A 25,932-nucleotide genomic window follows, 5' to 3' on the forward strand; every position below is an offset into this window, starting at 1 on the left:
CCGTTGAAGCTGAGTCTCCCCCGTATCCCCCGCAGCGGTCCCCGGCCCGGTGCCGGGCACCGACGCGTCCTGTCCCGCCGTGCCCTGCTCGGCCGTATCGCCGCGATCGGCGGCGCCGTGGGCGTCGCCGCCCTGCCCGTCTCCCACTTCCTCTCCCAGGCGTACGCCGACGCGAACAACCCCATCCCGGGCAGCGTGCGGGACGCCCTGCGCAGCGCGCAGGACCGGACCCGGCGCGTGCTGGCCGGTTCGCGCTCCCACAACGGCTGGCAGATGGAGAACGTCGCCGACGACGGCGGCACCGTCTACACCCGCCCCGTCCCCGGCACCCCGCTCAAGGGCGTCGCCGTGCGCATGGGCGACGTGGAGACCGTCCTCGTCCATCTGCTGCGCCGGTTCCACTACGAGGTCGACACCCTGCGCCGGGGCGACGTCGTCGGCTGGCACGACCCGTCCGACGTCGCCAGGGCCCGGCCGGAGTCCAACCTGGCGTCCGGCACGGCGGTGCGGATCCGGCCGGGCTCCTACCCGCGCGGCGTCCGGGGTGGCTTCTTCCCGCAGCAGGAGGTCGTGATCCGCGACATCCTCGCCGAACTCGACGGCGTGGTCCGCTGGGGCGGCGACGACCGTACGCCCGACGAGTCCCTGTTCTCCATCGACGTACGGCCGGGAGACAAGCGGCTGGCCGAGGTCGCGGCGCGGATCCGCGGCTGGCAGCTGGAGCCGGGAGTCGGTGCCGGTTCCCCCGTGAATGTGCTGGCCGGCGCCCGGCGCAAGGCGGCCCGGGCGCTGGAGCGCCGCCAGCGGACGGCGGTGTAAGGCTTCAGGACGCGCGCGCCAGGACGCGCGAAGGGGGCTCGCCACTGGCTGCGGCGAGCCCCCTTTCCTGTGCCCGGTCGCTGCCGGGACGGTGCTACTTGGCGAAGCCGTAGTTCAGCAGCTTCGTCGCGTCCGCCTTCCGCGTGGGACCGTCGGTCGAGGACAGGACCGTGCCGATGACCGTCTTGCCGTTGCGGGTGGCGGCGAAGACCAGGCAGTACCCGGCCTCCGGGCCGGAGCCGGTCTTCACACCGATGGCGCCGGTGTAGCTGCTGAGCAGCGGGTTGGTGTTCTCCCACGGGGCCATCGTCCGCGTGCCGCCGGACTTGGTGGTCGTCTTCGCCGTGTACTTCTTCGTCTTGACGACCGTGCGGAACGTGGAGTTCTTCATCGCCGCGCTGGCGAGCTTCGTCAGGTCGCGCGGCGTGGAGTAGTTGGCGCCCTTGCCGATGCCGTCGAACGAGTCGAAGTGGGTGTTCTTCAGGCCCAGGTCCTTGGCGGTGGTGTTCATCTTGCCGATGAACGACTTCACGCGCGCCGCGCGCGTCGAGCCCGAGCCGAACTTGTCGGCGAGGGCGTACGCCGCGTCGCAGCCGGACGGCAGCATCAGCCCGTACAGCAGCTGGCGGACGGTGACCTTGTCGCCGACGATCAGCTTGGCGTTGGACGCCCAGTTGTTGTCGACGATGTAGTCGCTGTACGCCTTCTGGACCGTGACCTTGCTGTCCAGGTTGAGGTTCGACTGCTTCAGCACCACCAGGGCGGTCATGATCTTGGTGGTGGAGCCGGTGGAGCGGCGCGTGTCGGCCGCCTTGGTGTAGAGCGACTTGCCGGTCGCGTTGTTCATCACGTAGCCGCCCTTGGCGGCGATCGTGGGCGCCGTGGCGGCCTGCGCCGGCGCGATGGTGAGGGCTCCGCTAGCGAGCATGGCGCCGGTGGTCACGGTGACGGCCGCGGCTCTCCGGAGACGGGTGCCCTGAATGCCGGTTATCAAGTGAAGTACCCCGATTGCGTTGAATGCCCCATCAGTGCGGCCGAGTTGAGGACGAGGGGAAAGGGGCCGCACGTGTCTGACTTGTAACTAGCACACCTGGTTGTGCCCTTGCCGGGCGGGGCCCCTGCTTTGCCACAGATGTGTGACATTCGAGTCCGCATACTGGACGTATCCCTCCATGGGTACCTGTTGTATCTATGCTGTCGGCATGACCCTGGCCGTGAAGCAACCGCCCGCCGCCGACCGCGTCTACAGCCACGTCAAACAGGGCGTCCTGGAGCGCCGCTACGAGGGCGGGACCCTCCTCACCGAGGGCGAACTGGCCGAGGCCGTCGGGGTCTCGCGCACGCCCGTGCGGGAGGCGCTGCTCCGGCTGGAGGCCGAGGGGCTGATCCGGCTCTACCCGAAGAAGGGCGCCCTCGTCCTGCCGGTCTCCGCGCAGGAGATCGCCGACGTCGTCGAGACCCGGCTGCTCGTCGAGGAGCACGCGGCGCGCAAGGCCGTCCCCGCGCCCCCCGGGCTCATCGAGCGCCTGGAGGAGCTGCTGGCCCGGCAGAAGAAGCAGGCCGCCGCCGGAGACCTCGCCGGGGCCGCCGTCACCGACCGCTGCTTCCACGCCGAGATCGTCCGCAGCGGCGGCAACGAGATCCTCTCCCGCCTCTACGACCAGCTGCGCGACCGCCAACTGCGCATGGGCGTCGCCGTCATGCACTCCCACCCCGACCGGATCGCCAAGACCCTCGCCGAGCACGAGGAGATCCTCGACGCGCTGCGCGCCGGGGACGCGGAGGCGGCCGTCGGGCTCGTCCACCGGCACATCGGCTGGTTCTCCCACCTGGCCCGGGGGGAGGTCCGATGAGCTCCACCACGCTGCCGGACGATCCGCCGGGCGGCCGGCGGGCCCTGGCCGTCTGGGGCATCGGCGTCTCGGTCTACTTCGTCGCGGTCATCTTCCGCACGTCCCTGGGCGTCGCGGGCCTCGACGCGGCCGACCGCTTCCACGTCAACGCCTCCGCCCTCTCCACCTTCTCCATCCTCCAGTTGCTGGTCTACGCGGGCATGCAGATACCCGTCGGCCTGCTCGTCGACCGGCTCGGCACCAAGAAGGTGCTCGCGCTCGGCGCGGTGCTGTTCACGGCCGGGCAACTGGGCTTCGCGTTCTCCCCGTCGTACGGCATGGCGCTCGCCTCCCGGGCGCTGCTCGGCTGCGGTGACGCGCTGACGTTCATCAGCGTGCTGCGGCTCGGCAGCCGGTGGTTCCCCGCCCGGCGCGGGCCGCTCGTCGCCCAGTTCGCGGGGCTGGTCGGCATGGCGGGCAACCTGGTCTCCACGCTCGTCCTCGCGCGGCTCCTGCACGGCATCGGCTGGACACCGGCGTTCGCCGGCAGCGCGCTCGCCGGGGCCGTCGTCTTCGTGCTGGTGCTGCTGTTCCTGAAGGACCACCCCGAGGGCCACGAGCCGGAGCCCCTCCCGCACCAAGGCGCGGCCTACGTGCGGCGGCAGATCGCCGCCTCCTGGCGGGAGCCGGGGACCCGGCTGGGCCTCTGGGTGCACTTCACGACCCAGTTCCCGGCCATGGTGTTCCTGCTGCTGTGGGGCCTGCCGTTCCTGGTCGAGGCGCAGGGCCTGTCCCGGGCCACGGCGGGTGAACTCCTCACGCTCGTCGTGCTCTCCAACATGGTCGTCGGCCTGGTCTACGGCCAGATCGTCGCCCGGCACCACGGGGCCCGGCTGCCGCTCGCGCTCGGCACGGTCGGCACGACGGCGGCCCTGTGGGCGGCGACGCTCGCCTACCCCGGCGCGCACGCCCCGATGTGGCTGCTGATCGCGCTGTGCACGGTGCTCGGGGCGTGCGGGCCCGCGTCGATGATCGGCTTCGACTTCGCCCGCCCGGCGAACCCGCCCGAGCGGCAGGGCACGGCCTCCGGCATCACCAACATGGGCGGCTTCGTCGCCTCCATGACCACGCTGTTCGCCGTCGGGGTGCTGCTGGACGCCACCGGCGACGACTATTCCGTGGCCTTCTCGGCGGTGTTCGTGCTCCAGGCGCTCGGTGTCAGCCAGATCCTGCGGCTGCGCGGGCGGGCGGCCCGGCGGGAGCGGGAGCGGCTGGTGGCGAGCCGGGTGGAGACGGTGCACGTGCCGGCGTAGCCGCCCCGGTCAGCGGGCCACCGGTACGAGGGTGAGGTACGCGAGCCCGAGGACGCCCCGGTAGGTGTGCCAGGCGGCCCGGTGGCGGTCGGCGCGCTGCCGGGTCTCCTCCGCCAGGGGATGACCGGGGTGCTCGGCGAGCCACACCTCGGTGTCCGCGAGGTACGCCGACTCGAACTCCTCCCACTCGTCGAGGCTCGCGGTCTCCGTCCACTCCGGCCTGAACCCCGCGTCGACCGCCAGGTCCACGAGGCCGGCGAGGTCGGGATGGTCGGTGGCGGCGGCGTCGGGCCACATGCGGGACAGTTCGGCCGGGGTGGGGGTGCGCTGCCAGAACCCTTCGCCGAGCAGGACACGGCCGTGGTCGGAGACGAGGCGGCGCAGTTCGGCGAGGGCAGCGGGCAGCTCGCCGCCGAGGGCCTGGCTCGCGCCGACGCACAGGACGAGGTCGGCGGGGCCGTGGGCGGTGCCGGTGGCGGACTCCTCGACGAACCGGACCCGGTCGGCGAGCCCACGCGCCTCGGCGGCCCGTCGGCCCCGGGCCAGGTCTTCGCCGTCGAGGTCGATCCCCGTGCCGGTCGCCTGCGGCGCGGCCGCCAGGACGCGCAGCATCAGCTCGCCCCAGCCGCAGCCGATGTCCAGGACGGTCGCGGGCGCGTTGCCGGCGAGCCGCCGCACAAGCCGGTCCGCCCGGGCCTCGGCCAGGGGGCCGTGGAAGGTGAGCCGGGTGCGGGAGCGGTGGGGTGGGGTCATGGCAGGGGACGGTACGGCGGGGGGCGGGGGCCCTGCACGGGATTTTCCCGGAAGCCGCCTACTGCGTGACCGTGAAGTTCCTCAGGATCGCCGACGTCAGGTCCGGGTCGCCCTCCAGTTTCAGGCGGTCGGAGACCGACTCGGGGGTCACGCGGCCGCAGGACAGGCGGACGTACGTCTCCCAGTCGAGGGTGAGGGTCGCGGCGGGGCCGAGCGCGGGGGCCGTCTCCAGGGTGCCGCGGCCCTGGATGTCGACGCGGATCGTGCGCAGGAACTCGATGGGGCCGTGGACGTCGAAGACGATGGCCGAGCTGCGCGGCGCCTGCGCGTCCTCCGCCACCACGCGCGGGAGTTCGCCGAGCAGCACGTCGCGGGCGACGTGCGCGCCGGGGGAGTCGAGGTTGCCGGGGCGGCCGAGGGCCGTGCGCAGGTCCTGCTCGTGCACCCACACGTCGAAGGCGTGCCGCCGCATCGACTCCTCGAGGGTGAGCTCCTTGCCCAGCGGGCCCCGCACCTTGGCGCCCGGGTCACGCGAGTCGTTCCGCAGCTGGCGGTTGCGGCGGATGATCACGTACTCCAACTCGGAGGTCATCTCCGGCGCCGTGTGGTGGCGGCGGACGTCGACCTGCATCTCCATGTAGCGCTGGTGGTCGTTCGTGACGTGGAAGAGGTCGCGCGGGAGCGTGTGGATCGGGCGGGGGTCGCCCAGCATCTCGCAGTCCAGGCCTATGACGTGCGACACCACGTCCCGCACCGACCAGCCGGGGCACGGCGTGCGCCGGTTCCAGTCGGCCTCCGCGAGCGGCTGGAGCAGCTCGGATATCGCTTCGATGGAGTGGGTCCAGGCGTCGGCGTAGGGCTGGAGGGTGGGATGCAGACTCACGGAACGGGACCCCTCGGCGGTCGGTGCACGGGCAGGTGGTGGCGGCGTTGCCAGTGGGAGGTGGCGGCTGTCGGCGGGTGTCTTGCCAGCTAAGTTACGCTGCTGTGAGGCACCCCGGCAGTGCTTTCGTGTGACGATCGTAGGCCCGTGGGGAACCCCATGTGGACGGGTCGAATGCCAGGACGGTGGTAGTGTGCGCGCCTCTGTGATCCAGATCGCCGTAGACGAGGGCGAATCGGTCGAATCGCGTCGTCGGCGGGTCGCCTCGATGGTCCGGGAGCAGGCGGGTGCCGATCTCGTCGTCCTGCCGGAGCTGTGGACCACGGGCGCCTTCGCCTACGAGGAGTTCGGGCGCGAGGCCGAGCCGCTCGAAGGGCCGACGTACGAGGCGATGGCGAAGGCCGCGAGCGACGCGGGCGTGTGGCTGCACGCGGGCTCCATCCCCGAGCGTGACCCGGACGGGCCGCTGTACAACACCTCCCTCGTCTTCTCCCCCTCCGGCGACCTCGCCGCCGCCTACCGCAAGATCCACCGGTTCGGCTTCGACAAGGGCGAGGCCGTGCTGATGGGCGCGGGCAGCGAGCTGGTGACGGTGCGTCTGCCGGAGACCACCCTGGGGCTGGGCACCTGTTACGACCTCCGTTTCCCCGAACTCTTCCGCGGGCTCGTCGACGCCGGGGCCGAGACGCTGGTGGTCCCGGCGGGCTGGCCGGAGCGCCGCCGGTCCCACTGGACGCTGCTCGCCCAGGCACGGGCGGTGGAGAACCAGTCGTTCCTCCTCGCCTGCGCAACGGCCGGCACGCACGCCGGAGTTCCCCAGGCCGGCCGCTCGATCGTGGTCGACCCGTGGGGCGAGGTGCTGGCCGAGGCGGGCGCCGGCGAGGAGGTCCTGACGGTGGAGTTCGACCCGGGGAAGGTCGCCACCACGCGGGAGCAGTTCCCGGCGCTGAAGGACCGGGTACTGGGGCTCCAGCCCCCGCGCAGGCAGCCGTGACGCCGTAGGAACCTCAGTCCTCCCGTTCCTTCTCCGCCAGGTGGATCACGCACACCGCCACCGCGATGAGCAGCGCCGGATCCGCGTCCTCGCGGACGACGTCCACGCCGTAGGTGTCCCGGACGGTCAGCCACCGCCGGGAGATCACCGCCAGCAGCTCCCCGTCGTACTCGACGGCGAACTCCCGGTCGAGGATCTTGCCGCTGACGTCGAGTTCGCTGCCGTCGGCCAGGGACACCCGGTAGTGGTTGCGCAGCAGGGACAGCCGTTTGCGGCGGATCGTGGCCAGCGGTTCCCCGGCCCGCTGGAGCACCATCGTGTCGCGCAGGGCGAGCATCTTCTGGTGGATGTCGACGAGGACGTGCCCCTGGGGATCCTTCAGCTCCCAGGTGTCCCGCAGCCGCAGGGCCTTGCCGTCGACGAGGAACACCTTGGAGCCGCGGTCGTCCTCGATCCAGTAGTCGTCACCGAAGCCGAGGAGCCGGTCGTACACGAGGAATCTCATGAGACCAGGGCTTCCCCGCCGCCGGTTCCGAAACGCCGGCGATAGGCCGACGGGCTGAGCCCGGTCGCCCGCCGCAGCCGGGCCCGCAGGTTGGCGGCCGTCCCGAGCCCGCTGCGGGCCGCCACCACGTCCAGCCGCTCCTCGCCCCGCTCGATCAGCCGGCAGGCCAGCGCCACCCGCTCGCCCGTGAGCCAGGCCAGCGGGGTCGTCCCGAGCTGGGCGCGGAAGCGGCGGTGCAGCGTGGCGGGGCTGACCCGCGCGCGTGCGGCCAGGTCCGCCACCGTCAGCGGCTCGCCCAGCCGCTCCTGGGCCCACGCCAGCAGCGGGCCCAGGGACTCGTCCCGCACCTGGGGGACCGGCCGTTCCACGAACTGCCGCTGCCCGCCGTCGCGGTGGGAGGCGAACACGAGCCGCCGGGAGACGTGGTTGGCGATCTCGGCGCCGTGGTCGCGGCGCCAGACGTACAGCCCGAGATCGAGCGCGGCCGCGCTGCCCGCGGCGGTGAGGACGTCGCCCTCGTCGACGTACAGCACGTCCGGCTCCAGCAGCACCTTCGGATGCAGCCGCCGGAAGGAGTCCGCCCAGCGCCAGTGGGTCGCCGCCCGCCGCCCGTCCAGCAGCCCGGCCTCGGCGAGGGCGAAGGTGCCGGTGCAGAAGCTCATGACCCGGGCGCCACGCGCGTGTGCCCGGCGGATGGCGTCGAGCACGTCGGGGCCGCGCGGTACGACATTGTCCGGCCGGCCCGGCACGACCAGCGTGTCCGCCTCCGCCACGGCGTCCAGGCCCCGCACGCCGGTGAGCGTGAAGAAGCCGTGGTTCATCCGGATGTCGGGCGCGGGCGCGCACAGCGTCACCTCGTACAACGGCCCCGGCAGCCCCAGCTCGGGCCGCGGCAGCCCGAACAGCTCCGTGGCCACGCCCACTTCGAACGGGTTGGTGCCCTCGTCCACGATCACGGCGACCCGGTGCGGGCGCTGCGAGGATCCTTGCGACATGTGCGATTCCTAGCACTCGCACGACCTGTACGGCACCCCGCAGGATCACCTCATGACCAAGGAACCCATCTCCCTCGCCGACGCCCTGACCTCCTTCTCCGAGCAGTGGAGCCCCCGCGTCGTCACCGCCGTCAACGACTACGACGTCCGCGTCGCGAAGGTCGAGGGCGAGCACCTCTGGCACGCCCACGACCACACCGACGAGTTCTTCCTCGTCCTCGACGGCGAACTGCACCTCGGCCTGCGCGAGCCGGCCGGGGAGCGCACGGTCGTGCTCCCCAAGGGCAGCGTCTTCACGGTTCCGCGCGGCACCGAGCACAAGCCGTACGCCCCCGTCCCGACGGCGATCCTCATGTTCGAGCCCACCGGCACCCTCACGGTCGGCGACCGCCACGACGAGGTCCCGGACCATGTGGACGCCACGACGGGGCACGCCCTGCGGTGACTGTCAGTGCCGGATGACACCCTGGACGCATGAACCACTCCGCACCCCGACGCGCCCGCGTCCGCGCCCCCGAGCTGACCGGCAAGGGCGGCTGGCTGAACACGGGCGGGCAGCGGTACACCCTCGCCGACCTGCGGGGGCGTATCGTCATCCTGGATTTCTGGACGTTCTGCTGCATCAACTGCCTGCATGTCCTGGACGAGCTGCGCGCGCTGGAGGAGAAGCACCGGGACACGGTCGTGGTGATCGGGGTGCACTCGCCGAAGTTCGTCCACGAGGCGGAGCACCAGGCGGTCGTCGACGCCGTGGAGCGGTACGGGGTGGAGCACCCGGTGCTCGACGACCCCGAGCTGGCCACCTGGAAGCAGTACGCCGTGCGGGCCTGGCCGACGCTGGTGGTGATCGACCCCGAGGGGTACGTCGTCGCGCAGCACGCCGGTGAGGGGCATGTGCACGCCATCGAGCGGCTGGTCGGGGAGCTGGAGGACGAGCACGCGGCGAAGGGCACGCTGCGGCGCGGGGACGGGCCGTACGTGGCGTTGGAGCCGGAGCCGACGGTGCTCCGCTTCCCGGGCAAGGCGCTGCTGCTGCCGTCCGGGACCTTCCTGGTGAGCGACACGACCCGGCACCAGCTGGTGGAGCTCGCCGAGGACGGGGAGAGCGTCGTGCGGCGAATCGGCTCCGGGGCGCGCGGCTTCGCCGACGGATCCGCCGGGACGGCCGCCTTCAACGAACCGCAGGGGCTCGCCCTCCTCGACGACGGCTCGGTGGCGGTAGCCGACACCGTCAACCACGCGCTGCGGCGGCTGGACCTCACCACCGGCGAGGTCAGCACCCTCGCGGGCACGGGCCGGCAGTGGTGGCAGGGCTCACCCACCTCGGGCCCGGCCCGCGAGGTCGACCTGTCCTCCCCGTGGGACGTGGCCTGGTGGCAGGGCCGGGTGTGGATCGCCATGGCCGGCGTGCACCAGCTGTGGGCGTACGACCCGGAGGACGGGACGGTGGCCGTCACGGCCGGGACGACCAACGAGGGGCTGGTCGACGGGCCGGGCACCGAGGCCTGGTTCGCGCAGCCCTCCGGCCTCGCCGCCACCCCCGACCGGCTCTGGCTCGCCGACTCCGAGACGTCGGCCCTGCGCTGGGTGGAGCCCGACGGCTCCGTCCACACGGCCGTCGGCACCGGCCTGTTCGACTTCGGCCACCGGGACGGCCCCGCCGGGCAGGCCCTGCTCCAGCACCCGCTGGGCGTCACGGCCCTGCCGGACGGCTCCGTCGCGGTCAGCGACACCTACAACCACGCCCTGCGCCGCTACGACCCGGCGACGGGCGAGGTCACCACCCTGGCCACGGACCTGCGCGAGCCCAGCGACGCGGTGCTCGTCGGCGACGACATCGTGGTCGTGGAGTCGGCCCGGCACCGGCTGACCCGGGTGCGACTGCCGGAGCAGGCGGTGCAGGTGCCGGAGGTCGCCCACCGCACGCAGCGCGAGGCCACCGAAGTCGCTCCGGGGCGGCTCCGGTTGGACGTCGTCTTCCAGGCCCCGGCGGGCCAGAAGCTCGACACCAGGTACGGCCCCTCGACCCGGCTGCTCGTCTCGGCCACCCCGCCGGAGCTGCTGCGCAGCGGCGAGGGCGCGGGAACCGAGCTGTCCCGCGCCCTCGAACTCGACCCCTCCGTGCCGGGAGGTGTGCTGCATGTCTCCGCGATGGCCGCCTCCTGTGACGACGACCCCGACAACGCGTACCCGGCCTGTCACGTCCACCAGCAGGACTGGGGCGTGCCGGTCCGTCTCACCGAGTCGGGGACGGACCGGCTGCCCCTGGTCCTTGCCGGGATGGACACCTGATCCGGGCGGGGCTCACACCCCGTACCCGTCGCTGTAGCCGTCGCGCGTGCGGTGCCGTCCGTCGTCCACGACCGGCGTCGTCGGTGGCACCACCACACGCCGGCGCCGGGCGATGCTGCTGAAGGTCGTGACGCCGATCAGTCCGACGATCATCAGGATGACGCCGACCAGGTCGAGGTTGACCCCCTGCATGTCCCAGTCGGTCGCGAACGTGAGGATGGCTCCCACGGCGATGAGAATGATGCATCCGCCGAGGCCCATGAGTGTCGCCTCCCTGTACGGTCCGGTCGTTCCGGTCCGCACACCGGGTACCCCCGTGGGGAACACCCATGCGGCGGCGGCCAGTTCTATCCCTCCAGGAACGCCGCGAGCGCGTTCGCGAGCAGGAACGGGTCGTCGGCGCCGCACAGTTCGCGCGCGCTGTGCATCGACAGGATGGCCACGCCGATGTCGACGGTCCTGATGCCGTGCCGGGCGGCGGTGATCGGGCCGATCGTGGTGCCGCAGGGCATGGAGTTGTTGGAGACGAAGGACTGGAAGGGCACGTCGGCCCTCTCGCAGGCCGCCGCGAACTCCGCGCGGCCCGAACCGTCCGTGGCGTAGCGGTTGTTGACGTTGACCTTGAGGATGGGGCCGCCGTTGACGCGCGGGTGGTGCGTCGGGTCGTGCCGCTCCGCGTAGTTGGGGTGGACGGCGTGGCCCGTGTCGGAGGAGAGGCAGACCGTGCCGGCGAAGGCGCGGGCCCGGTCCTCGAAGGAGCCGCCGCGGGCGAAGACCGAGCGCTCCAGCACGTTGCCGAGGAGCGGTCCGTCGGCGCCCGTGTCCGACTGGGAGCCGTTCTCCTCGTGGTCGAAGGCGGCCAGCACCGGGATGGACGCCGGCTTGGACGCTCCGGAGGCCACGGCCGCGAGGGCCGCCGTGCCGGCGTGCACGGACAGCAGGTTGTCCATGCGGGGGCCGGCCAGCAGTTCGCGGTCGCGGCCCAGGTAGGCGGGCGGTTCCACGGAGTGCGTCATCAGGTCCCAGCCGGTGACCTCGCCCGCCGGGATGCCGGCCGTCTCCTCCAGGAAGGCGACCAGGTCGCCGTCCCGGACGTCGTTGCCCAGGCCCCAGACCGGCTGCATGTGCCGCTGCTTGTCGAGCTTGAGGCCGTCGGCCGTCACCGAGCGGTCCAGGTGGATGGCGAGCTGCGGGACGCGCAGCAGCGGCCGGTCGACGTTGACGAGGCGTGTCGAGCCGTCGCGCAGGGTGAGGCGGCCGGCGATGCCGAGGTCGCGGTCGAGCCAGGAGTTCAGCAGCGGTCCGCCGTAGATCTCCACGGCCACCTGGCGCCAGCCGTGCGCCCCGCTGTCGGGGAGCGGCTTGACGCGCAGGTTGGGGGAGTCGGTGTGGGCGCCGACGATCCGGAACGGCGTGTGGGGCGCGGCGCCCTCGGGCACGTACCAGGCGATGATCGCGCCGCCGCGCAGCACGTACTTGCCGCCGCTGGTCCCGTCCCAGGCGTCCGTCTCGGCGACCTGCCGGAAGCCGGCCTTCTCCAGCCGTTCGGCGGCGGTCGCCACGGCGTGGTACGGCGAGGGGCTCGCCGCCAGGAAGGTCATGAGGTCGTCGGTGTGGCCGCGGTCGAAGCGCGCTGGTTCGGTCATGCCCTCACCTTAACGACGGACGAGGGCCTGTTCCCGGGGTAGGGGAACAGGCCCTCGAACAGAGGACGTGAGGATCAGAACGCGGCCTCGTCCAGCTCCATCAGGTCCAGCTCGACGCCCTCGGCGACCTTGCGGGCCAGGGTGACGCCCGGCAGGACGTTGGCCGCGAAGAACTTCGCCGCGGCGATCTTGCCGGTGTAGAAGGCCTTGTCCTTGGCGGAGGCCGTCTGAAGCTTCTCGGCGGCGACCGCGGCGCCCTTGAGCAGCAGGTAGCCGACGACGACGTCACCGGAGGCCATCAGCAGGCGGGTGGTGTTGAGCCCGACCTTGTAGATGTTCTTGACGTCCTGCTCGGTGGCCGCGAGGTCGGTGAGCATCAGGCCGACGATGGCCTCCAGCTCGACGGCGGCCTTGGCGAGGTGCTCGCGGGCCCCGGCCAGCTCCTCGCCGCCGGTGCCGAGGGCGAGGAACTTCTTGATGTCCTCGGCGAGGGAGTTCAGCGCGGCGCCCTGGTTGCGGACGATCTTCCGGAAGAAGAAGTCCTGGCCCTGGATCGCCGTGGTGCCCTCGTAGAGGGTGTCGATCTTGGAGTCCCGGATGTACTGCTCGATCGGGTACTCCTGGAGGAAGCCGGAGCCGCCGAAGGTCTGCAGCGACTGGGCGAGCTGCTCGTAGCCCTTCTCGGAGCCGTAGCCCTTGACGATGGGCAGGAGCAGGTCGTTCAGCGCGTGCTCGGCGGTGGCGTCCTCGCCGGCGGCCTCCTTGATCTGGATGGCGTCCTGGATCGAGGCGGTGTACATCACCAGGGCGCGCATGCCCTCGGCGTACGCCTTCTGCGTCATGAGGGAGCGGCGCACGTCCGGGTGGTGCGTGATGGTGACCTTGGGCGCGGTCTTGTCCATGAAGTTCGCCAGGTCCGGGCCCTGGACGCGCTCCTTGGCGTACTCCAGCGCGTTCAGGTAGCCCGTGGACAGCGTGGAGATGGCCTTCGTGCCGACCATCATGCGGGCGAACTCGATGATGCGGAACATCTGGCGGATGCCGTCGTGCTTGTCGCCGATCAGCCAGCCCTTGGCGGGGTGCTGGTCGCCGAACGTCATCTCGCAGGTGTTGGACGCCTTCAGGCCCATCTTGTGCTCGACGTTCGTGGCGTAGACGCCGTTGCGCTCGCCCAGCTCGCCGGTCTCGAAGTCGAAGAGGTACTTCGGGACGAGGAAGAGGGACAGGCCCTTGGTGCCGGGTCCTGCGCCCTCGGGGCGGGCCAGCACGTAGTGGAGGATGTTCTCCGACATGTCGTGCTCACCGGAGGTGATGAAGCGCTTCACGCCCTCGATGTGCCAGGAGCCGTCCTCCTGCTGCACGGCCTTGGTGCGGCCGGCGCCCACGTCGGAGCCCGCGTCGGGCTCGGTGAGCACCATCGTGGAGCCCCACTGCTTCTCCGTGGCGATCTTGGCTATGTGCTTCTGGACCTCGTTGCCCTCCTCGAAGAGGATGCCGGCGAAGGCCGGGCCCGAGGAGTACATCCACACGGCCGGGTTGGCGCCCAGGATCAGCTCGGCGTACGCCCAGATCAGGGAGCGGGGCGAGGTGGTGCCGCCGATCTCCTCGGGCAGGCCGAGCCGCCAGTACTCGGAGTCCATGAAGGCCTGGTAGCTCTTCTTGAAGGACGCGGGGACCGGCGCGGTGTTGGTCTCCGGGTCGAAGACCGGCGGGTTGCGGTCGGCGTCGGTGAAGGACTCGGCCAGCTCGTTCTCGGAGAGGCGGGTCAGCTCCTCCAGGATGCTCTTCGCGGTCTCGACGTCCATCTCCTCGAACGGGCCGGTGCCGTACACCTTGTCCCGCCCGAGTACTTCGAAGAGGTTGAACTCGATGTCGCGGAGATTCGACTTGTAGTGCCCCATGGCGACGGCTCCCGGCTCCGTAGAGAGATCGGCGAGGCACTGGATCCTCGCGCTAGTTCACGTACCAACAAGTAGCTCCGATGATGCTACCCGTCGGTAATAAGAAGCAACCCCGATCCCGTCATCTGTGACAGGTCACACCGGAACGGTCAGCGTCGCGGTGTAGCCCTCGCCGGTGCTGCCCCGCACCGTCGCCAGCTGCTGGGCGTGGCCGTCGCTGAAGATGTTGTCCGTCTCCAGCGAGAGGCTGCTCAGGTTCCGCACGCTCGCGTCGTAGCCGTCCGTGGCGTACACGGTGTCGCAGACGTCCTTCGGGAAGGCGAGCTGCGAGGTGTTCGTGACGGACGTGGCCGCCGTGGCGTCGGCCAGGCTCCCGTAGACCTCGAAGTGGACGTGCGGCCAGCGGCCGGAGTAGCAGCCGGGGAAGACGCTCGTGAAGGTGACCCGACCCTGGTCGTCGGTCTCCTGGACGCCCCGCAGGTAGTTCTCGTCGGTGACGCCCTCGGAGTACAGGGAGTAGTTGCCCTCCCGGTCGCAGTGCCAGAGGTAGACGGCGGCGCCCTTCTTCGGCGTGCCGCAGCCGGAGGCCGCGTCCACCACGGTCAGCGTGATCGTCAGGGGGACGCCCTCGGCGGTGCCGCCCGCGGAGTCGCCGAAGCTCTTGGTGATGTCGCTGCGGACGACCCCGCTCTCCTTCAGGACGTTCACACCGTTGGAACCGTCGCCGGGGAAGGGCCCGGCCGTCTCCTCGGGGATCTCCGCGCAGGCGGCGGACGACGAGGAGGACGCCGGGGACGACGAGGAGGACGCGGGGGTCTCCTCCTGCGACGTGCAGCCCACCAGCGGTATCAGGCTCGCTCCGGCCATCAGCCGGATCATCCGGCGGCGGGCGAGGACGGGAAGGTCGTGGGAGAGGCCTCGGTCGTGCTCGTGCGGGCCCTCGTCGCGGCGTTCGGTCATGGCTCCGACGCTATGAGCCGAGGCTGTGCCGATCCATAGCGGCGGCTGTCAAGTGGCTGTCGGGTCACTGTCGGTTCGCCCTCACCGCCGTACCGCACCGCCCGCCCGGCCGCTCTCGGTACGCTTGCGCTCATGTACGGCTACGACCAGACAGCGGGCGCGCAGCAGCAGTACGCCCCTCCGCAGCAGCCGATGTCCGGCGGGTACGGGCAGCAGCCGCCGCTGTACCCCGAGCCGTCCCCGCCCTCGCTCGCGGACGCGGTGCGCGCGTTCACCACCGGGCAGATGGCCGCCGAGGACTTCCAGCAGGTCTTCGCGACGTCGAAGGTCTACTGCCCGCGCGGCGACAACCCCGGCTTCCTCGCCCTGCACAACACCCAGCAGCCGGTGATCCCCATGTTCACCACGCTCAAGGAGCTGCGCCGGTACGCGGGCAAGGAGTCCAAGTACTTCGTGATCACCGGCGCCGAGGTGCTGGACCTGCTGCCCACCGGCTACGGCTTCGTCCTCGACATGGAGGGCGAGCACCGGATGGTGTTCGACGCGAAGGCCGTGGAGCAGATGGTCGAGTTCGCGATGCGCCGGATGTATGGCTAGACGCCATTGCTGCGCAGACGGCGGCTGACCCTACTTCGCGAGGCGCAGCGCCAGGCCGTCCAGGACGACCTCCAGGCCGTAGGTGAACTTGTCGTCGCGGAGCCGGGCGGGATCCACGGCCTGGGCGGCGGTCTCGGCGTCCGCGGCCGCCAGGTGCTCGTAGCCGGCCGAGACCTGCTGGGCCGTGGGCAGCAGGCGCGCGACGAACTCGGACTCCGTCTCGCCCGAGCGGGCGACCGTGGTGAGCCACGCGGCCTCGGTCGTGCTCATGCCGATGACGTACGAGAAGACGGCGTCGATCGCCCGGCTCGGCTCCGGGAATCCCGCGGCGGTGAACAGCGCCGCCAGCCGCTCCGAGAAGTTCATGTAGTTGGGGCCCAGGTAGGCGAGCCCCGCCTGCCCCAGGACCAGGGTCAGCCAGGGGTGCCGTAGCGCCGTCGTGCGGAAGGACCCGGCCGCCTCGGTCACCGCCGCGCGCCAGTCGGGGCCGCCGGCCGGCGGGACGTGGATCTCGGCGGCGACCTCGTCCACCGCGAGTTCCATCAGCTCGTCCTTCGTCGCCACGTGCCGGTACAGGGAGGTCGCTCCCGCGTTCAGGCGCGCGCCGAGCTTGCGCATGGAGAGCGCCTCGATGCCCTCGGCGTCGAGCATCGCGATCGCCTCGCGCACGATCGCGTCCCGGCTGAGCGCGGGCTGGTCGGTCCGGCGCTGCTCCCGGGTCCATACGGACGGGATCGGGTTCTTCTCCGTCGCCTTGCTTCTGCTCATGGGTGCTCCTCCTGAATGACCCTCGCGTGCGAACAGCGTGCGCAATCAGCGTACAGAACTCAAGGGTTGCGCACACTGTTCCTCTATGCGTACAGTGTGCGCATCGAAGGAACGGTGTTCGCGGGAGGGGAAGAGGACATGGAAGCTCGCAATCCACGCCGCTGGTGGATCCTGATCGTGCTGTGTCTCAGCACGCTGGTCCTGGTCGTCGACAACATGGCGCTGACGGTCGCGGTGCCCGCGCTGACCGAGGACATCGGGGCGAGCGCCCAGGAGACCCAGTGGATCCTCGACTCCTACGTCCTGGTCTTCGCCGGGCTGCTGCTGACCTCGGGCAGCCTGGGGGACCGGTTCGGGCGCCGGAAGGTGATGCTGATCGGCCTGCTGCTGTTCGGCGCGGCCTCGCTGGGGGCGGTGTTCTGCTCCAGTCCGGGTGAGCTGATCGCCGTGCGGATCGCGATGGGCGTCGGCGGGGCGCTGATCATGCCGTCGACGCTGTCGATCCTGATCACCGTCTTCGACGAGGACGAGCGGCCCAAGGCCATGGCGGCGTGGGGCTCGGTGTCGATGCTGGGGCTGGTCGGCAGCCCGGTGCTGGGCGGGGTGCTCATCGACCACTTCGCCTGGCAGGCGATCTTCCTGATCAACGTCCCGATCGTCGCCCTGGCGCTGCTGGCCGGTGTGCTGCTGATGCCCGAGTCGAAGGCGCCCTGGCAGAAGCCGGACCCGCTGGGCGCGGTGCTGTCGGCGGTGGGCATGACGGCCCTGGTCTGGTGGATCATCGAGATCCCGCAGCACGGCGCCTTCGAGACCCGCTCCCTGCTGGTCCTGGCCGTCGCGGTGCTCGCCCTGGCCGGCTTCGTGGTCTGGGAGAACGTCACCTCCGCGCCGATGGTCCCGCTGGTCCTGTTCCGGCACCGCAACTTCAGCGGTGGCTCGCTCTCCCTCGCCCTCGTCCAGATCGGCAACGCCGGTCTGCTGCTGGTACTGACCCAGTACCTGCAGTTCGTCCTCGGCTGGTCGGCGGTCAAGGCGGGCCTGGCCTTCCTGCCGCTGGCCGTGGCCGCGCTGGCCGGCAACGCGGCCGGGGCGCAGCTCGCCGTGAAGGCCGGCAACCGGTTCGTCATCCTCGGCGGGATGCTGCTGATGGCCGTCTCCTTCGGGCTGCTGACCACGCTCACCGCCGACAGCGGCTTCACCGTCCCGGCCGTGGCGCTGGGGATCCTGGGCCTCGGTGCCGGTCTGGCCATGCCGGCCGCGGTGGCCGCGCTGATGGGCACCATCCCGGAGGAGAAGGCGGGCGTCGGCTCCGCCCTCAACGACACCATCCAGCAGTCCGGCACCGCCCTCGGCATCGCGATCCTCGGCTCCCTGCTCTCCGGCGGCTACCAGGACGAGATGCCGGCCGGCGCCCCCGAGCAGGCCAGGGAGTCCATCGGCGGGGCCCTCGCCGTCGCCGGCGGGGACGCGAGCCTGGTGCGGGCGGCCCGGGAGGCCTTCACCGCCTCGATGTCGACGACCTTCACGATCAGCGCGGTCGGTGTCCTGGCCGCGGCCGTCGTCGCCACGCTGGTGATGCGGGACCGCAAGGCGGCCGAGCCCTCCGGAGCCGGGAGCGAGGAGCGTGAGCTGGTGGCCTGACCAGGGCGGACGAAGGCCGGCACCCCCGGGGTGCCGGCCTTCCGGCTGCTGCGGGGTTGGCTCCCTCCTTCGCTGGGAATGCCCTCCCGGTTTTCTCTGTTTGGGGTGGCAGAAAGTTCAACGCTCAACTAAACTGGGCGTACACGAGGAGGAACCGACATGCCTGCAGTGACCGTCGAGAACCCGTTGACGCTGCCCCGCGTGACCGCGCCGGCCGACGCCGTGGCCCGTCCCGTGCTGGCCGTCACGACCGCTCCGAGCGGTTTCGAGGGCGAGGGCTTCCCGGTGCGCCGGGCCTTCGCGGGGATCAACTACCGCCACCTCGACCCGTTCATCATGATGGACCAGATGGGCGAGGTGGAGTACGCGCCGGGCGAGCCCAAGGGCACCCCCTGGCACCCGCACCGCGGCTTCGAGACCGTCACGTACATCATCGACGGCATCTTCGACCACCAGGACTCCAACGGCGGTGGCGGCACCATCACCAACGGCGACACCCAGTGGATGACCGCGGGCTCGGGCCTGCTGCACATCGAGGCGCCACCGGAGCACCTCGTCATGTCCGGCGGGCTCTTCCACGGCCTCCAGCTGTGGGTGAACCTCCCGGCCAAGGACAAGATGATGGCCCCGCGCTACCAGGACATCCGCGGCGGCTCGGTCCAGCTGCTCACCACCCCCGACGGCGGCGCGCTGCTCCGCGTCATCGCCGGTGAGCTGGACGGGCACCAGGGTCCGGGCATCACGCACACGCCGATCACGATGATCCACGCGACCCTCGCCCCGGGCGCGGAGATCACCCTGCCGTGGCGCGAGGACTTCAACGGCCTGGCGTACGTGCTGGCCGGGCGCGGCAGCGTCGGCACCGAGCGGCGCCCGGTCCACATGGGCCAGACCGCCGTCTTCGGCGCCGGTTCCTCGCTGACCGTCCGCGCGGACGAGAAGCAGGACTCCCACACGCCGGACCTGGAGGTCGTCCTGCTCGGCGGGCAGCCGATCCGCGAGCCGATGGCCCACTACGGCCCGTTCGTGATGAACACCAAGGAAGAACTCATGCAGGCCTTCGAGGACTTCCAGAAGGGCCGCCTGGGCACGGTCCCGGCGGTGCACGGCATGACGGCGGGCGGCCCGCAGGGCTGACGCCCACCCAGGGCTGACGCCCACCCAGGGCTGACGCCCACCCAGGGCTGACGCCCACCCAGGGCTGACGGGCCGATGGGGCTGACGGCCCTTGGTGCTGCCGTGCCCTTGGGCTGACGCCCCGTCACCCGGGCGGGCCGTCCTGACGGGACGGCCCGCCCGGCGCGTGTTCGGCTGGGGGCGTGCAGGTCTCCAAGCCGCCCCTCCCCGGCCCCGGGCCCCTCCTGCCGGACCCCCTCCGGCGTCTCGCCGCCTGGTGCGTGCTCCTCCTGCTCGTCTCCGGAGTCGTCTACGTCGGGATCCGGCTGTGCGACGAGTTCCGGACCGCCGTCGTGCCCGTGCTGCTCGCGCTGCTCGGGACGGCACTGCTCCGGCCGCTGCACCGGCGGCTCGTGAAGGCCGGGGTGCACCGGTCGGTCGCGGCCGGGCTCACCTGTGTCGCCGTCGTCGCCGTGGTCGGCGGGGCCGTCTACATCGTCGTCGCGGCGCTCATCGACACGGGGGACGAGATCGTCGCCTCGCTCAGACAGGCCGCGCGCGGCGTCTCCGACCACTTCGGGGCCGCGGGGACCTCGCTGGACGACATCGCCACCAACGCCCGCGAGCTGCTCGGCAAGTTCGGCGGTACGGCCGCCTCCGGCGTGATCAGCGGGGTCAGCGTGGTCGGCGAGTCCCTCGCCATGGCCGTGCTCGCGCTGCTGCTCGTCTTCTTCTTCCTGCGCGACTCCGACCAGGCCACCGCGACGCTGCGGGCGCTGGCCCCGCGCGGCTCCGCCGACACCCTGGAGGCCATGGCGCGACGGGCGTTCCACGCCGTCGAGGGGTTCATGCGCGGCACCACCCTCATCGCCCTCATCGACGCCCTCTGCATCACGGTCGGACTGCTCGTCCTCGACGTGCCCGGGGCGGCCGGGCTCGGGGCGCTGGTCTTCGTCGGGGCGTACATCCCCTACCTCGGCGCCTTCGTCTCGGGAGCCGTGGCCGTGCTGGTCGCGCTCGCCGACCGGGGGTTCGTCATCGCCCTGTGGGCGCTCGGGGTGGTGCTCGCCGTGCAGGTGCTGGAAGGGCACGTGCTGCAGCCGGCGATCCAGAGCCGGACCGTGCAGATGCACCCGGCGGTGGTGATGGTGACGATCACGGCCGGGGCGTCGGTCGCCGGCGTGCTCGGCATGCTGCTCGCCGTGCCGCTCACCGCGGCCGCCTTCGGGGTCGTCCAGGAGCTGCGCCTCCGCTACGGCGACCAGGAGCCGTCGCCGTCCGAGAAGTCCTGACCCCTGCGGCGCTACGGCGACCAGGAGCCGTCGCCCGAGCCGTTCACGGACTCGTAGAGCTCGAACCAGATGCTCTTGCCCTCGCCCCGCGGGTCCACCCCCCAGGCGTGCGCGAGCAGTTCGATCAGCACCAGGCCGCGGCCGGAGGACGCCAGCTCCCCGGGTCTGCGCTTGTGCGGCAGGTCGTCACCCGCGTCGGTGACCTCGATCCGCAGCCGCCGGTCTCCCACCTCGCCGGTGATCTCGGCGACGAGCAGCGCGTCGGAGTCGGTGTGCACCAGGACGTTCGTCAGCAGCTCGGACAGCAGCAGCACCGCCGAGTCGACCTGGTCCGTCGAGGCCCAGTCGTGCAGCAGCTCGCGCAGCTGCTGCCGGGACACCGCGACCCGCTCGGGCTCGGCCTGCGCGACCGTCAGCACCGAGCGCCGCACCGGAGGCCGCACGATCGAGGACCCGCCGCAGCCGCAGCCCTCGCCGTCCCGGCTCAGCAGCAGCATGGCGATGTCGTCCTCGCGGCGGTCGGCCAGCGGGCCGGTGGTGTGGTGCGAGGACGGCCCGTGCACGGCCTGCACCAGCGCGTCGGCGAGCTCCTCCAGATCGCCCTTGTGCTCCTCCAGGATCGCCCGCAGCCGCCGCCAGCCGGTCTCCAGGTCGTGGCCGCCCGTCTCGATCAGGCCGTCCGTGCAGATCAGCATGGTCTCGCCGGGCTCCAGGGCGAGCCGGGTCGTCGGGTAGTCGGCGTCCGGGTCGATGCCCAGCGGCAGTCCGCCCGACGTCGGCCGCGTCAGCACCGTGCCGTCGGCCATCCGGATCGCCGGGTCCGGGTGCCCGGCGCGGGCGATGTCCAGCACCCCCGTCGCCGGGTCCACCTCGACGTACACGCAGGTCGCGAAGCGCGGGTCGGCCGGGTCCTCGTCGCTGATGCCGTGCAGGAAGCGCGAGGCGCGGGAGAGCACCGCGTCCGGGCGGTGCCCCTCCGAGGCGTAGGCCCGCAGGGCGATCCGCAGCTGGCCCATCAGCCCCGCCGCCCGTACGTCATGGCCCTGGACGTCCCCGATGACCAGGGCGAACCGCCCGCTGGGCAGCGGGATCACGTCGTACCAGTCGCCGCCGACCTGGAGTCCGCCGCCGGTGGGGACGTAGCGGGCGGCGACGCTCATGCCCGGGATGCGCTGCGGGCCGAGCCTCGGCAGCATCGTGCGCTGGAGCCCGTCGGTCAGGGCCCGCTCGCTCTCGGCCACGCCCGCCCGGGTCAGCGCCTGGGCCAGCATCCGCGCCACCGTCGCCAGCACGGACCGCTCGTCCGGAGTGAACGCGACCGGGTAGGCGAAGGCCGCCATCCAGGCGCCCATCGTGCGGCCGGCCACGGTCAGCGGGAGGAACGCCCAGGATTTGCGGCCGAACCGCTCGGCGAGCGGCCAGGTCAGCGGATAGCGGGCCTTGTACTGCTCGGCCGAGGACAGGTAGACGGCCCGGCCGGTCCGGGCCACCTCGGCCGCCGGGTAGTCCGTGTCCAGCGGCATGTCCGAGAACGGGTTCTCGTCCCCCTGCTGCTGCCCGTGGTGGCCGATGACCGTCAGCCGGTCGCCCTGCACGCCGAACACCGCCAGCCCGTCCGGCGAGAACCCCGGCATCGACAGGTTTGCCGTGACCCGCAGGACCTCCTGCGTGGAGCGCGCCTCGGCCAGGGCCCGGCCCGCGTCCAGCAGGAACGCCTCCCGGGAGCGCCGCCAGTCGCCGGTGACCGCGCTGCGCCCGGCCGGGGTGCCCGGCGTCGGCTCCGTGACCTCCTGGAGGGTGCCGATCAGCCGGTACGCCTTGCGGGCCCGGTCGAAGGACGGCTTGGAGCGGCTGCGGACCACCCGGACGACCCGGCCCTGCTCGTCCATGATCCGGATCCGCACCTCGGCGAGGGTGCCCTCGGAGACGGCGAGCTGGATCACGCCGGTGATCTCGTTCCAGTCGACCGGGTGCAGCCGGGCCCGGGCCTGGGCTTCGGTGAGGCTGACCTGTTCGGCGGGCAGCCCGAGCAGCCGTGCCGCCTCGGCGTCGACCGTGACCAGCCCGGTGGCGGTGTCCCAGTGCCACAGGCCGGTCGCGAGGGCGGCCAGGGCCTCCCCCACGGCGGGCAGGGGCTCGCCAGTGCGCATTGCCCTACTTTAAGAAGACGCGCTCGAACGATGCCACCGAAAGCGGAAGCGTGCTCGATCGTCACCTGTGGAGAACTCGGGCGAGTCGATCTTCGCCTGCCCGGTACGCTGGGGACCAGTTTCACGTGAAACACAGACCCCGATCAGCGAAGACTGGATGAACGACGATGCATCGGTACAGGTCCCACACCTGCGGCGAGCTCCGCTCCTCTGACGTCGGCACCGACGTCCGGCTGAGTGGCTGGCTGCACAATCGGCGCGACCTGGGCGGCATCCTCTTCATCGATCTGCGCGATCACTACGGCATCACGCAGCTCGTGGCCCGTCCCGGCACCCCCGCCTACGAGGCCCTCGACAAGCTGTCGAAGGAGTCGACCGTCCGTGTCGACGGCAAGGTCGTCTCCCGGGGCGCCGAGAACATCAACCCCGAGCTGCCGACCGGTGAGGTCGAGGTCGAGGTCGACGAGGTCGAGCTGCTCGGCGCCGCCGCGCCGCTGCCCTTCACCATCAACACGGAGGACGGCGTCAACGAGGAGCGGCGCCTGGAGTACCGCTTCCTGGACCTGCGCCGCGAGCGCATGCACCGCAACATCATGCTGCGCACGGCGGTCATCTCCGCCATCCGTCACAAGATGACGGCCCTCGGCTTCAACGAGATGGCGACGCCGATCCTGTCCGCGACCTCCCCCGAGGGCGCCCGCGACTTCGTCGTCCCGTCCCGCCTGCACCCGGGCAAGTTCTACGCCCTCCCGCAGGCGCCCCAGCAGTTCAAGCAGCTGCTGATGATCTCCGGCTTCGACCGCTACTTCCAGATCGCGCCCTGCTTCCGCGACGAGGACGCCCGCGCCGACCGCTCGCCGGGCGAGTTCTACCAGCTCGACATCGAGATGAGCTTCGTAGAGCAGGAGGACGTCTTCCAGCCCGTCGAGAAGCTGATGACGGAGCTGTTCGAGGAGTTCGGTGGCGGCCGCCACGTCACCTCGCCGTTCCCGCGGATCCCGTTCCGCGAGGCGATGCTGAAGTACGGCTCCGACAAGCCCGACCTGCGCGCCAAGCTCGAACTCGTCGACATCACCGACATCTTCGAGGGCTCCGAGTTCAAGGCCTTCGCCGGCAAGCACGTGCGTGCCCTGCCGGTGCCGGACGTCTCGGGCCAGCCCCGCAAGTTCTTCGACCAGCTCGGCGACTACGCCGTCTCGCAGGGCGCCAAGGGCCTGGCCTGGGTCCGCGTCGGCGAGGACGGCTCGCTGTCCGGCCCGATCGCGAAGTTCCTCACCGAGGAGAACGTCGCCGAGCTGACCAAGCGCCTGTCGCTGGCCCCCGGTCACGCGGTGTTCTTCGGCGCGGGCGAGTTCGACGAGGTCTCCAAGATCATGGGCGCGGTCCGGGTGGAGGCCGCCAAGCGCGCCGGGCACTTCGAGGAGGGCGTCTTCCGGTTCTGCTGGATCGTCGACTTCCCGATGTACGAGAAGGACGAGGAGACCGGCGCGATCGACTTCTCGCACAACCCCTTCTCCATGCCGCAGGGCGGTCTGGAGGCCCTGGAGACCCAGGACCCGCTGGACATCCTCGGCTGGCAGTACGACATCGTCTGCAACGGCGTCGAGCTGTCCTCCGGCGCGATCCGGAACCACGAGCCGGAGATCATGCTCAAGGCCTTCGAGATCGCCGGCTACGACCGCGACACGGTCGAGGAGAAGTTCGCCGGCATGCTGCGCGCCTTCCGCTTCGGCGCCCCGCCGCACGGCGGCATCGCCCCGGGCGTCGACCGCATCGTGATGCTCCTCGCGGACGAGCCCAACATCCGCGAGACCATCGCCTTCCCGCTCAACGGCAACGCCCAGGACCTGATGATGGGCGCGCCGACGGAGCTGGAGGAGGCGCGGCTGAAGGAGCTGCACCTGTCGGTGCGCAAGCCGCAGCCGAAGTAGGCGTACGGCGCACATCGTGTGAGTGGCCCGGAACCGGCGTCGGTTCCGGGCCACTTCTCTATCCGCAGCGTTCATGTATATGAATATCTGTCAACCCATTGACCCGGAAGCGGGCCCTCCGTAATCTTCCCGCCTACGTGATTGCTGTTCACGCATGCGTATGCCCCAGGGGAGACAACGATGTCAGACGCTGCGATATCCATACCCGAGGCCGAGCAGCGCGCGGTGAGCAAATTCCTGCGCCGCATGCTGCCGATCCTGGTCCTGATGCTGCTGGTCAACCAGATGGACCGGACGAACGTGGGCTTCGTCCAGGACGAACTGCGCGCCGACGTCGGGGTGAGCGCCACCGCCTACGGGCTCGGCGCGGGCCTGTTCTTCATCGGCTACGCGTTGTTCGAGGTGCCGAGCAACATGTGGCTGGAGCGGTTCGGCGCGCGGATCTGGCTGACCCGGATCATGATCACCTGGGGCGCGGTGATCGTGGCGATGTGCTTCATCCACAACGTGTGGATGTTCTACGCCCTGCGCTTCCTGCTCGGTGTCGCGGAGGCCGGGTTCTTCCCCGGGGTGCTCCTGTACTTCACCCAGTGGCTGCCGGACTCCAGCCGGGGCCGGGCCGGCGCGATCTTCCTGGGCGGCTCGGCGACGGCGTACATCGTGACCGGCCCGATCACAGGCGCGCTGCTGGAGCTGCACGGCGCCGGGGGCATCGCCGGCTGGCGCTGGATGTTCGCCCTCGAGGGAGCCTTCTCCATCCTGGTCGGCTTCATCGCCGGGTTCTTCCTCGTCTCCCGGATCCAGGACGCGAAGTGGCTCACACAGGAGGAGAAGGACGCGCTGAGCGAGGCGGTGGCCCGGGACAAGGAGGCGCGGGACCGGGCGCCGTCGGTCTCCCGCTGGAAGCTGATCCTCCACCCGCAGGTGGCCGTACTGACCGCCGTCTTCTTCGCGATGGCGCTCACCGGCTACGCGATCACGTTCTGGCTGCCGAGCCTGGTGGAGGAGATCGGCGGGCTGTCGTCCTTCCAGATCGGGCTGCTGTCGGCGATCCCGTGGATCTGCGCGGTGATCGCGATGTACACGATGAGCCACTTCACGGACCGGGCCCCCGACCGGCGCCCCTACCTGGCGATCGCCCTGGTCCTCTCCGCGACCGGCACGTTCCTGGCGACACTCGGGTCCCCCTGGTTCGGCCTCGCCGCCCTCACGCTGGCCGCGGTCGGCGGCAAGTGCGCGGCGACACTGTTCTGGCCGATGGCCCAGTCGGGCCTGGACCTGAAGATCGCGGCGCCGGGGCTGGCGCTGGTCAACTCCATAGGAAACCTGGGCGGTTTCGTCTCGCCGACCCTCTTCGGCTACCTGAAGGACACCACGGGGAGCACGAACGGGGGGCTGTACACGCTGTCGGCGGCGTCGGTGCTGGCGGTGGTGGGGGTGGCGTTCGTGCGGCATACGAACCGGAGGCAGATCAGCGGGCAGCCCACCGTGACCGGCAAGCCGGTCGCGGAGGAGGCGCACTGACCCGACCCGCCTCAGGGCCC

Annotated in this window: 23 protein-coding genes; 12 read left to right on the forward strand and 11 right to left on the reverse strand. The window is 71.3% G+C overall.

Annotated elements, in window-relative coordinates; all coding sequences use genetic code 11:
* Positions 1-3: 3 nt before the first annotated feature.
* On the forward strand, positions 4-819 hold the full coding sequence (locus ABZ386_RS32355) for a twin-arginine translocation signal domain-containing protein (RefSeq protein WP_351340290.1): 816 nt from the start codon (positions 4-6) through the stop codon (positions 817-819).
* Between the two features lie 94 nt (positions 820-913).
* Here ABZ386_RS32355 and ABZ386_RS32360 read toward each other — a convergent pair whose 3' ends face one another.
* Positions 914-1,813 (reverse strand): serine hydrolase, encoded by a 900-nt coding sequence (locus ABZ386_RS32360; protein WP_351340288.1) that lies wholly within the window; start codon positions 1,811-1,813, stop codon positions 914-916.
* Positions 1,814-2,021: 208 nt separating this feature from the next.
* Here ABZ386_RS32360 and ABZ386_RS32365 point away from each other — a divergent pair, with 208 nt between their 5' ends.
* Positions 2,022-2,672: a GntR family transcriptional regulator gene (locus tag ABZ386_RS32365; protein WP_351340285.1), complete on the forward strand. Its 651-nt coding sequence runs from the start codon at positions 2,022-2,024 to the stop codon at positions 2,670-2,672.
* Positions 2,669-3,964 (forward strand): MFS transporter, encoded by a 1,296-nt coding sequence (locus ABZ386_RS32370; RefSeq protein ID WP_351340283.1) that lies wholly within the window; start codon positions 2,669-2,671, stop codon positions 3,962-3,964. The genes ABZ386_RS32365 and ABZ386_RS32370 overlap by 4 nt, the downstream gene beginning before the upstream one ends.
* Before the next feature lie 9 nt (positions 3,965-3,973).
* Here ABZ386_RS32370 and ABZ386_RS32375 read toward each other — a convergent pair whose 3' ends face one another.
* Complete coding sequence (locus ABZ386_RS32375) at positions 3,974-4,717, reverse strand: class I SAM-dependent methyltransferase (protein WP_356615994.1); 744 nt, start codon at positions 4,715-4,717, stop codon at positions 3,974-3,976.
* A gap of 58 nt (positions 4,718-4,775) precedes the next feature.
* On the reverse strand, positions 4,776-5,600 hold the full coding sequence (locus tag ABZ386_RS32380) for a maleylpyruvate isomerase family mycothiol-dependent enzyme (protein ID WP_358967115.1): 825 nt from the start codon (positions 5,598-5,600) through the stop codon (positions 4,776-4,778).
* A 193-nt stretch (positions 5,601-5,793) separates the two neighbouring features.
* On the opposite strand from ABZ386_RS32380, the gene ABZ386_RS32385 reads away from it, so the two are divergent.
* Positions 5,794-6,594: a carbon-nitrogen family hydrolase gene (locus ABZ386_RS32385; RefSeq protein WP_351340276.1), complete on the forward strand. Its 801-nt coding sequence runs from the start codon at positions 5,794-5,796 to the stop codon at positions 6,592-6,594.
* A gap of 13 nt (positions 6,595-6,607) precedes the next feature.
* Here ABZ386_RS32385 and ABZ386_RS32390 read toward each other — a convergent pair whose 3' ends face one another.
* Positions 6,608-7,099: an LURP-one-related family protein gene (locus ABZ386_RS32390; protein ID WP_351340274.1), complete on the reverse strand. Its 492-nt coding sequence runs from the start codon at positions 7,097-7,099 to the stop codon at positions 6,608-6,610.
* Positions 7,096-8,094 carry a helix-turn-helix domain-containing protein gene (locus tag ABZ386_RS32395; protein WP_358967118.1) on the reverse strand — a complete coding sequence of 333 codons (999 nt, stop codon included), beginning with the start codon at positions 8,092-8,094 and terminating at the stop codon, positions 7,096-7,098. The genes ABZ386_RS32390 and ABZ386_RS32395 overlap by 4 nt, the downstream gene beginning before the upstream one ends.
* Positions 8,095-8,146: 52 nt before the next feature.
* Between ABZ386_RS32395 and ABZ386_RS32400 the strand changes: the two genes are divergently transcribed.
* Together ABZ386_RS32400 and ABZ386_RS32405 are read left to right on the forward strand one after the other, a co-directional pair.
* Positions 8,147-8,539 (forward strand): cupin domain-containing protein, encoded by a 393-nt coding sequence (locus tag ABZ386_RS32400; protein ID WP_358967121.1) that lies wholly within the window; start codon positions 8,147-8,149, stop codon positions 8,537-8,539.
* Positions 8,540-8,568: 29 nt separating this feature from the next.
* Positions 8,569-10,386 carry an NHL domain-containing thioredoxin family protein gene (locus tag ABZ386_RS32405; protein ID WP_358967124.1) on the forward strand — a complete coding sequence of 606 codons (1,818 nt, stop codon included), beginning with the start codon at positions 8,569-8,571 and terminating at the stop codon, positions 10,384-10,386.
* A 12-nt stretch (positions 10,387-10,398) separates the two neighbouring features.
* Here ABZ386_RS32405 and ABZ386_RS32410 read toward each other — a convergent pair whose 3' ends face one another.
* The 4 genes from ABZ386_RS32410 to ABZ386_RS32425 all read right to left on the reverse strand — a co-directional run bounded on the left by ABZ386_RS32410 (position 10,399) and on the right by ABZ386_RS32425 (position 14,893).
* Positions 10,399-10,647 (reverse strand): DUF6458 family protein, encoded by a 249-nt coding sequence (locus ABZ386_RS32410; protein WP_114254201.1) that lies wholly within the window; start codon positions 10,645-10,647, stop codon positions 10,399-10,401.
* A gap of 86 nt (positions 10,648-10,733) precedes the next feature.
* Positions 10,734-12,032, reverse strand: coding sequence for a M18 family aminopeptidase (locus tag ABZ386_RS32415; protein ID WP_351340264.1), 1,299 nt, complete (start codon positions 12,030-12,032; stop codon positions 10,734-10,736).
* 74 nt (positions 12,033-12,106) lie between these two features.
* Positions 12,107-13,933: an acyl-CoA dehydrogenase gene (locus tag ABZ386_RS32420; protein ID WP_351340262.1), complete on the reverse strand. Its 1,827-nt coding sequence runs from the start codon at positions 13,931-13,933 to the stop codon at positions 12,107-12,109.
* A 135-nt stretch (positions 13,934-14,068) separates the two neighbouring features.
* Positions 14,069-14,893 (reverse strand): intradiol ring-cleavage dioxygenase, encoded by an 825-nt coding sequence (locus ABZ386_RS32425; protein ID WP_351340259.1) that lies wholly within the window; start codon positions 14,891-14,893, stop codon positions 14,069-14,071.
* A gap of 132 nt (positions 14,894-15,025) precedes the next feature.
* On the opposite strand from ABZ386_RS32425, the gene ABZ386_RS32430 reads away from it, so the two are divergent.
* Complete coding sequence (locus tag ABZ386_RS32430; RefSeq protein WP_351340256.1) at positions 15,026-15,490, forward strand: SseB family protein; 465 nt, start codon at positions 15,026-15,028, stop codon at positions 15,488-15,490.
* Positions 15,491-15,520: 30 nt separating this feature from the next.
* Here ABZ386_RS32430 and ABZ386_RS32435 read toward each other — a convergent pair whose 3' ends face one another.
* Entirely contained in the window at positions 15,521-16,258 is a 738-nt protein-coding gene (locus ABZ386_RS32435; RefSeq protein WP_351340254.1) for a TetR/AcrR family transcriptional regulator C-terminal domain-containing protein, read from the reverse strand.
* 138 nt (positions 16,259-16,396) lie between these two features.
* Here ABZ386_RS32435 and ABZ386_RS32440 point away from each other — a divergent pair, with 138 nt between their 5' ends.
* From ABZ386_RS32440 to ABZ386_RS32450, 3 genes are all read left to right on the forward strand, one after another.
* The gene (locus tag ABZ386_RS32440) at positions 16,397-17,899 is read left to right on the forward strand and encodes an MFS transporter (RefSeq protein WP_358967127.1); all 1,503 of its coding nucleotides are present in this window, start codon (positions 16,397-16,399) and stop codon (positions 17,897-17,899) included.
* Between the two features lie 159 nt (positions 17,900-18,058).
* Complete coding sequence (locus tag ABZ386_RS32445) at positions 18,059-19,036, forward strand: pirin family protein (protein WP_351340249.1); 978 nt, start codon at positions 18,059-18,061, stop codon at positions 19,034-19,036.
* A gap of 182 nt (positions 19,037-19,218) precedes the next feature.
* Positions 19,219-20,307, forward strand: coding sequence for an AI-2E family transporter (locus ABZ386_RS32450; protein ID WP_351340246.1), 1,089 nt, complete (start codon positions 19,219-19,221; stop codon positions 20,305-20,307).
* Between the two features lie 11 nt (positions 20,308-20,318).
* Here the strand turns inward: ABZ386_RS32450 and ABZ386_RS32455 are convergent, their stop codons facing one another.
* Entirely contained in the window at positions 20,319-22,457 is a 2,139-nt protein-coding gene (locus ABZ386_RS32455; protein WP_351340243.1) for a SpoIIE family protein phosphatase, read from the reverse strand.
* A 167-nt stretch (positions 22,458-22,624) separates the two neighbouring features.
* On the opposite strand from ABZ386_RS32455, the gene aspS reads away from it, so the two are divergent.
* Positions 22,625-24,388 carry an aspartate--tRNA ligase gene (aspS, locus tag ABZ386_RS32460; RefSeq protein WP_358967129.1) on the forward strand — a complete coding sequence of 588 codons (1,764 nt, stop codon included), beginning with the start codon at positions 22,625-22,627 and terminating at the stop codon, positions 24,386-24,388.
* Between the two features lie 180 nt (positions 24,389-24,568).
* Positions 24,569-25,912 (forward strand): MFS transporter, encoded by a 1,344-nt coding sequence (locus tag ABZ386_RS32465; RefSeq protein WP_351340238.1) that lies wholly within the window; start codon positions 24,569-24,571, stop codon positions 25,910-25,912.
* Positions 25,913-25,932: the final 20 nt, after the last annotated feature.

Source organism: Streptomyces sp. NPDC006140 (assembly GCF_040628815.1).
GTDB lineage: Bacteria > Actinomycetota > Actinomycetes > Streptomycetales > Streptomycetaceae > Streptomyces.

Excerpts from the sequence above, each read along its gene's own strand:
- ABZ386_RS32445 (WP_351340249.1), top strand. The coding sequence starts at position 18,059 with ATGCCTGCAGTGACCGTCGAGAACCCGTTGACGCTGCCCCGCGTGACC.
- ABZ386_RS32420 (WP_351340262.1), bottom strand. The coding sequence starts at position 13,933 with ATGGGGCACTACAAGTCGAATCTCCGCGACATCGAGTTCAACCTCTTC.
- aspS (WP_358967129.1), top strand. The coding sequence starts at position 22,625 with ATGCATCGGTACAGGTCCCACACCTGCGGCGAGCTCCGCTCCTCTGAC.
- ABZ386_RS32435 (WP_351340254.1), bottom strand. The coding sequence starts at position 16,258 with ATGAGCAGAAGCAAGGCGACGGAGAAGAACCCGATCCCGTCCGTATGG.
- ABZ386_RS32455 (WP_351340243.1), bottom strand. The coding sequence starts at position 22,457 with ATGCGCACTGGCGAGCCCCTGCCCGCCGTGGGGGAGGCCCTGGCCGCC.
- ABZ386_RS32375 (WP_356615994.1), bottom strand. The coding sequence starts at position 4,717 with ATGACCCCACCCCACCGCTCCCGCACCCGGCTCACCTTCCACGGCCCC.
- ABZ386_RS32390 (WP_351340274.1), bottom strand. The coding sequence starts at position 7,099 with ATGAGATTCCTCGTGTACGACCGGCTCCTCGGCTTCGGTGACGACTAC.
- ABZ386_RS32370 (WP_351340283.1), top strand. The coding sequence starts at position 2,669 with ATGAGCTCCACCACGCTGCCGGACGATCCGCCGGGCGGCCGGCGGGCC.
- ABZ386_RS32430 (WP_351340256.1), top strand. The coding sequence starts at position 15,026 with ATGTACGGCTACGACCAGACAGCGGGCGCGCAGCAGCAGTACGCCCCT.
- ABZ386_RS32365 (WP_351340285.1), top strand. The coding sequence starts at position 2,022 with ATGACCCTGGCCGTGAAGCAACCGCCCGCCGCCGACCGCGTCTACAGC.
- ABZ386_RS32465 (WP_351340238.1), top strand. The coding sequence starts at position 24,569 with ATGTCAGACGCTGCGATATCCATACCCGAGGCCGAGCAGCGCGCGGTG.
- ABZ386_RS32400 (WP_358967121.1), top strand. The coding sequence starts at position 8,147 with ATGACCAAGGAACCCATCTCCCTCGCCGACGCCCTGACCTCCTTCTCC.
- ABZ386_RS32425 (WP_351340259.1), bottom strand. The coding sequence starts at position 14,893 with ATGACCGAACGCCGCGACGAGGGCCCGCACGAGCACGACCGAGGCCTC.
- ABZ386_RS32415 (WP_351340264.1), bottom strand. The coding sequence starts at position 12,032 with ATGACCGAACCAGCGCGCTTCGACCGCGGCCACACCGACGACCTCATG.
- ABZ386_RS32395 (WP_358967118.1), bottom strand. The coding sequence starts at position 8,094 with ATGTCGCAAGGATCCTCGCAGCGCCCGCACCGGGTCGCCGTGATCGTG.
- ABZ386_RS32440 (WP_358967127.1), top strand. The coding sequence starts at position 16,397 with ATGGAAGCTCGCAATCCACGCCGCTGGTGGATCCTGATCGTGCTGTGT.
- ABZ386_RS32405 (WP_358967124.1), top strand. The coding sequence starts at position 8,569 with ATGAACCACTCCGCACCCCGACGCGCCCGCGTCCGCGCCCCCGAGCTG.
- ABZ386_RS32410 (WP_114254201.1), bottom strand. The coding sequence starts at position 10,647 with ATGGGCCTCGGCGGATGCATCATTCTCATCGCCGTGGGAGCCATCCTC.